Source organism: Ignavibacteria bacterium (assembly GCA_025612375.1).
In the GTDB taxonomy this organism is placed as follows: Bacteria; Bacteroidota; Ignavibacteria; order Ignavibacteriales; family SURF-24; genus JAAXKN01.
In genome coordinates, this window is the sequence record JAAXKN010000078.1 from 1 (window position 1) to 6,026 (window position 6,026).

At 46.6% G+C, this 6,026-nt stretch carries 5 protein-coding genes; 3 read left to right on the top strand and 2 right to left on the bottom strand.

The annotated features are described in order from the left end of the window. Positions 1-332: hypothetical protein (locus HF312_20965; protein ID MCU7522693.1), on the bottom strand; the 332-nt coding region annotated here is incomplete at its 3' end. A 95-nt stretch (positions 333-427) separates the two neighbouring features. Further along, the gene (locus HF312_20970) at positions 428-1,585 is read right to left on the bottom strand and encodes a glutathione-dependent formaldehyde dehydrogenase (protein ID MCU7522694.1); all 1,158 of its coding nucleotides are present in this window, start codon (positions 1,583-1,585) and stop codon (positions 428-430) included. 219 nt (positions 1,586-1,804) lie between these two features. On the opposite strand from HF312_20970, the gene HF312_20975 reads away from it, so the two are divergent. The 3 genes from HF312_20975 to HF312_20985 all read left to right on the top strand — a co-directional run bounded on the left by HF312_20975 (position 1,805) and on the right by HF312_20985 (position 6,014). Beyond that, the gene (locus tag HF312_20975; protein MCU7522695.1) at positions 1,805-4,105 is read left to right on the top strand and encodes a TonB-dependent receptor; all 2,301 of its coding nucleotides are present in this window, start codon (positions 1,805-1,807) and stop codon (positions 4,103-4,105) included. Positions 4,106-4,174: 69 nt separating this feature from the next. Next, entirely contained in the window at positions 4,175-5,272 is a 1,098-nt protein-coding gene (locus HF312_20980) for a histidine kinase (protein ID MCU7522696.1), read from the top strand. Beyond that, positions 5,253-6,014 carry a response regulator transcription factor gene (locus HF312_20985; GenBank protein MCU7522697.1) on the top strand — a complete coding sequence of 254 codons (762 nt, stop codon included), beginning with the start codon at positions 5,253-5,255 and terminating at the stop codon, positions 6,012-6,014. Before HF312_20980 ends, HF312_20985 begins: the two co-directional genes overlap by 20 nt. The last annotated feature ends 12 nt before the right edge of the window (positions 6,015-6,026 follow it).

Consider the following 6,026-nt stretch of genomic DNA (forward strand, 5'->3'; position numbering starts at 1 on the left):
ATGTTAGGTACATGGGCATGGCTTATGTCGTCTATTATTCCTTCCACGGCGTTAATGCGGTCGGCAAGCATCAGAGGCACCCAGTGGCCGTAGCTCGATTCGCTGTATTTGAATGCAAGCCGGCGGATCATGCCGCTTAAGCCCGAAGGTGGCACAGATGTGCCGAATACGGCTGTAATATTAGGCCTTTCAACCGAACGGAGAACTTCCACGTCAATGGGCTGCTGCGGGGGCCTATCCCAGCTGTAGCCCTGCTGCTCTTCATCGGTGCGCTTTTTTATGGGGTAAGTCGGGTCGTTATCCGGATTGGCATCAATGCCCCATCCTTTTATTGTTGCCGGGTCGACGCTTTTGACGCGCTTAAAATCCCCGGGGCGTGTTTCATCTGCTGTCATAATATCTTCTATTTATTGTTAAACATAATTTCTTAAATTCCAGCCTTTGGCGGAATGAGCACCGTTTTTATGCAGTTATCCAGTTTGGATGAAAACATGTGATAAGCTTCGGGCACTTCTTCCAGGGGCGGGCGGTGTGTAATAATTGCTTTGGGGTTTATTACGCCGTTTCTTACGTGTTCAATCAGTCTTGGCAGAAGGCGTTTTACGGATGCCTGGTTTGCCCTGATGGTTAAGCCTTTATTTACAATATTGCCAACAGGTATAAGGCTTCCGATAGGTCCGTAGACTCCCACAATTGAAACAATACCTCCTTTTTTAACGGAGTTAATTGCCCAGTGAAGGGCTGTTGTAGATCCCCCCTGAAGAGGGATTTTGCGTCCCATGAGAGTTTCCATGGCGTTGCCCGCGGCTTCGCAGCCTACGGCATCAATAACCACGTCGGCTCCGAGGGCGTCTGTAGTTTGTTTTGCAAATACCACAGGATCCCTAAGGTCGCGGAAGTTATGGACTTCGCACTGGGCGTAGTTTTTAACAAATTCCAGACGGTAGTCGATGTGGTCAATTACCACGACGCGGCCGGCGCCGAAAAGCCAGGAGCATTTGGCGGCCATAATGCCTATTGGTCCCGCGCCGAAAATAAAAACAGTATCGCCGGGCTGTATTCCGGCCATTTCGGCAGCCTGGTAGCCGGTAGGGACTACGTCTGTCAGGAGGACCGCGTCCTCAGGGTCCATCCAGTCGGGGATTATCATTGGTCCCACGTCGGCATAAGGGACTCTAACGTACTCGGCCTGTCCGCCGTCGAATCCGCCTGCGGTGTGCGAGTAGCCGAAGATTCCGCCCACGGCAGTTGCCTCGGGGTTGGACTCGTGGCAGTTGCCGTAGAGTTCCTGGCGGCAGAACGGGCAGACGCCGCAAGCAATATTAAACGGCACCAGAATGTGGTCGCCTTTTTTCAACTTTTGAACAGAAGAGCCGATTTCTTCAACAATTCCTGTAAATTCATGTCCGAATGTAGAACCCACCCTGGTATCAGGTACAAGTCCGTGATATAAATGCAGATCGGATCCGCATATGCAGCTCCTTGTAACTCTTACAATTACATCGTTGGGGTGTTTGATTTCAGGGTAGGGTTTGTCATGATCCATGCGTATTCTGAAGGGTCCGCGAAAGTTCATTGCCAGCATAATTTTCTCCGTGAATGTTAAGGAGACACTTTTAAGATATAATATATTTATGGCTGCAGGCAGTCAATATGAAAAATTAGTATCCGCTAAAGGCATATCACTTCAGTGCCCTATTTCTTCCGTCCGGCAAGGAAATTCTGCCGGCGGGACTTTTCCATTCTGCAAAGTTAATCCCGGGTGATATTTTTAGTATGGATGTTAAAATAATTGGGAAAGAAAATGCAGAAAGCAAGATGCCGCCTGGCTTTTTATACACTTACAGTCCTGATCCTCCTTTCAGGAATTCTGGAAGCGCAGGAAGGAAAAGGCACAATTAAGGGGAGAGTTTTAAGCCTCAGGACCAGGGAAGCCCTAATGGGGACAACCGTGCTTATCCGCAGCACCACGTCGGGAGCGGTAACAGATACCGCGGGGTATTACACAATAGCAAATGTTCCTGCCGGAAACTACACGCTTGAATACAGGTCGGTGGGATACGATAATTTAATGAAGACGGATGTGCAGGTAAGGCCCGGCAGAATTACATACAGCGATGCCGCGCTGAAGGAGGCTGTAATTGAAACCGAAGGCGTGGTAGTTTCGGCGGGGTACTTCCAGTCGCCTGAAGTAAGCAATTCCGGCGCGGTAAATTTTAATAATGAGGAGATTAAAAGATCACCCGGCTCAATGGGGGATATAAGCCGCATACTTATGGCAATGCCTTCGACGGCCAGGGTTTCAGACGACAATAACGACCTGGTGGTAAGGGGCGGAAGCCCGAGTGAGAACGGGTTTTACGTAGACGGCATGCCTGTGCCTAACATAAACCATTTCCCAAGTATTGGTTCAACCGGGGGGCCTATAGGAATATTAAATGCCGAGTTTATTGACAACTTTAATTTTCTGACCAGCAGTTTTTCGTCGCAGTATGGCGACAGGCTCTCTTCAGTTGTAGACATAACTTTCAAGGAAGGGAATAAAGATGAAGTGGATCTTCAGGCCGATCTCAACTGGGCGGGTTTCGGCGGTGCGCTGGAGGGACCTCTTCCAGCAGCGAAGGGGTCATGGCTTGCATCTTTTAAGCGGAGCTACCTGGACTTTTTCAGCAAGGCCGCGGGCTGGGGAATGACCATACGCTACGGGGACGCGCAGGCAAAGGTTACTTATGATTTAAGCAAAAAGCATAAGCTTTCACTGCTGGACATTTTTGGCGATGACCATGAATCCTTCAGCCGTGAAGACGCCGTGGAACAGGGAGGAAACTACTACGGGCTTATTGACAATTACCAGAATACGGCGGGCATCTCCTGGAAGGCGCTCTGGAATTCCTCAGTGTATTCCGTGACAAATTTATCTTACTCAGTTCAGAGCTTTAAGAACGATTTCAATAAGGTGAGCACTGAAGGTAAGTATTACGTTTCGGATAACTACGAGGGATCGGTAAATTTCAAAAATATAAATTATCTGGATCTCAGCAAGTTAAGCCGCCTTGAGTTCGGACTGGAGGCGGCAAATGGCATAGGAAGGTATGACTATACAAAGTTTGCAGACACCAGCAGGCTCGGCATTCCGGAAGGGGAGTATATTGTAAAGCGTAACTTAAGGCCTTTCAGGTATGGCGCTTTTATAACATATAGTGCGGGGCCTTACAAGAGCTTTACAGCGTCCATAGGTTTAAGAAGCGACTATTATTCTCTTAATAAGAATTTTGTTTTTTCGCCAAGGGTATCACTTTCATATGAGGTAAATCCGCTATTGAAGTTAAACGCAGGTGCGGGAATGTTTTGTCAGAGGCTGCCCATGGTGCTTTTATCGCAGAGGCCTGAGTTTCAGGATCTTAAGACTATAAAGGCTTATCACTTTGGAACAGGGCTTGAATATATTATTACTCCTGACACAAGGCTTACGTTTGAGATTTACGGCAAGGAGTACATGGATCTTCCTCTTTCAAAAAGCGATCCATCCTTAAGCGTAATTGACGGGGGGCTTACAGGAAGTTCATTCGGAAACTTTAATGAGCTTACCTCTTCAGGAAAAGGATATACAAGAGGCGTGGAGCTCCTGATGCAGAAAAAACTCTCAGAGAACTATTACGGCATTTTGAGCGCCTCATATTTCAGAAGCCGTTACCGCGATTATGAGGGTACGTGGCGTAACCGTGTGTACGACAATAAATTTATATTCAGTTTTATAGCGGGATATAAGCCTGTGCAGGAGTGGGAGCTGAGCCTGAGGTGGACTTACGCCGGAGGCTGCCCGTATACTCCATTTGACAAGGAGAAGTCTCGTGAATTAAGAACAGGCGTAATAGACGTGAATAATATTAACTCTATGAGGTATCCCGGTTATCACTCGCTGAATGTAAGAGTTGACAGGAAGTTTTTCTTCAGCTCGCAGAGCCTGGACGTCTACCTTTCGGTATGGAACGCGTATAACAGGAAGAATGTATCTGACTACTACTGGAACCCTGTAGAAAACACACAGGAAACAATATACCAGTGGAGCATCATGCCGATATTCGGAATTGAATATGAACTTTGAGCTTATGCTTTGCCTTTTTCCAAAAGGCTCTGTACTTTTGCTTATCAGGCATTTAAGACTAAGAATGAGATGAAAATAATAAAAAATAATCTGCGGAAAATTGAGATACTGATAGTTATCTCGCTTGTGATGACGCTCGTCTATCACAATCTACTACCCGGGCACAAGGTGGAGTTCAGCGGGTCGTATCTGCTGCATTTTATGGCCGACAGCCTGTTTAACTTTATTATGATATTTATTACGCTGGAGGCAAACCTCAGTGTTAACCGTTGGCTGGACACGCGCTACAAGTGGGAGATCTCCCCGGTAAAAAGGCTATCGCTTCAGATAGGGCTTAATACTGTGCATTCATTTCTTCTGATGTTCATAATTATTGCGGGCTACAGCTTTATGCTTTCGCTTCTTCTGCCCGAGGCCGTAAGAAAGGCTCAGGTAACGGGAGCTTACCCGGTAATAAGAAACTTAATATATGTTTTTTTAGCAATATTTCTTTTGTACCAGCTGGCTTACATAAGCTTTTATTTTTTCAGGCAGTGGAGTCACGCTCTTGTAGAAAAAGAGAGGCTGGAGAAAGATAATATCTCCTCGCAGCTTCAGGCGCTTCAGGCGCAGGTGAATCCTCATTTTCTTTTTAACAGCCTGAGCTCGCTCGTTTCGCTTATTGAAGAGGACAAGGACATGGCAATACAGTTTGTACAGGAGCTGGCGGACGTCTACAGGTATCTTCTTCAGCAGAAAAGTGAGAGGCTTGTTAAAGTGTGCGATGAGCTGAAGTTTATAAATTCTTTCATATACCTCCATAAGGCAAGGTGCGGCGAGAGCCTGAAGGCGGAAATTGAAATTGACGCGAAGTTCGGAAATTATCTCATACCTCCGCAGACGCTGCAGATACTGGCGGAAAATGCAATCAAGCATAATATTATTTCGCAGAGCAGGCCGCTTGTAATTAAGTTTTATACCGGCAGCCGCATGGATATTATTGTGGAAAACAATCTGCAGAAGAAGCTGTCGCCTCAGAAGCATACCGGCCTCGGTCTTGAAAACATTACAGAGCGCTACAGGCTTCTGGGCAAAAGAAATATTAAAGTTGAGGATACGGGGGGAATCTTCCGTGTTCTGGTTCCGATGATTAAACCTGAAGGGATGAATGAAAGTACTGATTATTGAAGACGAGGTATTAACTTCCAGGCGCATGAAGCAGCTGATAGAGTCGGCTGATGGATCGGTTGAGGTGGTGGCCACATTAGACAGCATTGAAAGCTCGGTGGAATGGTTTTCTGGTAACCCGAATCCGGACCTGATATTTATGGACATACAGCTTTCGGACGGTTTGTGCTTTGAGATATTTAACCGCACAACAATAGATTCACCCGTAATATTTACCACCGCCTTCGATGAATACGCAATTCAGGCCTTCAGGGTAAACAGCATAGATTACCTACTGAAGCCCGTAAAGGCTGAGGATCTGAAAAGAAGCCTGGAAAAATTTAACAGGCTTAAAAGTCCAGCTCCTGCGGCGGCAAAAGAAATTCAGGAAGTCTTAAGGAAAATCGGCTTAAGCCAGCAGGTATATAAAACGGGGTTCTTAATAAAAACGGGGCAGGCATTTCAGCGCGTGAGCTGCAGGGAAATTGCATATTTTCATTCGGAAAACAAGCTGACCTACATAATTCTTTTCAGCGGGAAGAAATATATGACAGACTATACCATGGACACGCTGGAAGGTGAGCTTAATCCGTCGGAATTCTTCAGGATAAGCAGGCAGTTTATTGTAAGCATCAGTTCAGTTGAAAGCGTTCACACTTTTTTCAGCGGGAGCCTTAAGCTTGAGCTCAGGCCCAAAACGGCGGATGAGGTAATTGTAAGCCGCCGCCGCGCTTCCAGCTTCAGGGAGTGGATGGACCAGTAAAGATATTAGCTA

Bases quoted from the DNA above. Each gene is read 5' to 3' on its own strand.
- HF312_20970 (MCU7522694.1), bottom strand. From the start codon at position 1,585: ATGCTGGCAATGAACTTTCGCGGACCCTTCAGAATACGCATGGATCAT.
- HF312_20975 (MCU7522695.1), top strand. From the start codon at position 1,805: ATGCAGAAAGCAAGATGCCGCCTGGCTTTTTATACACTTACAGTCCTG.
- HF312_20980 (MCU7522696.1), top strand. From the start codon at position 4,175: ATGAAAATAATAAAAAATAATCTGCGGAAAATTGAGATACTGATAGTT.
- HF312_20985 (MCU7522697.1), top strand. From the start codon at position 5,253: ATGAAAGTACTGATTATTGAAGACGAGGTATTAACTTCCAGGCGCATG.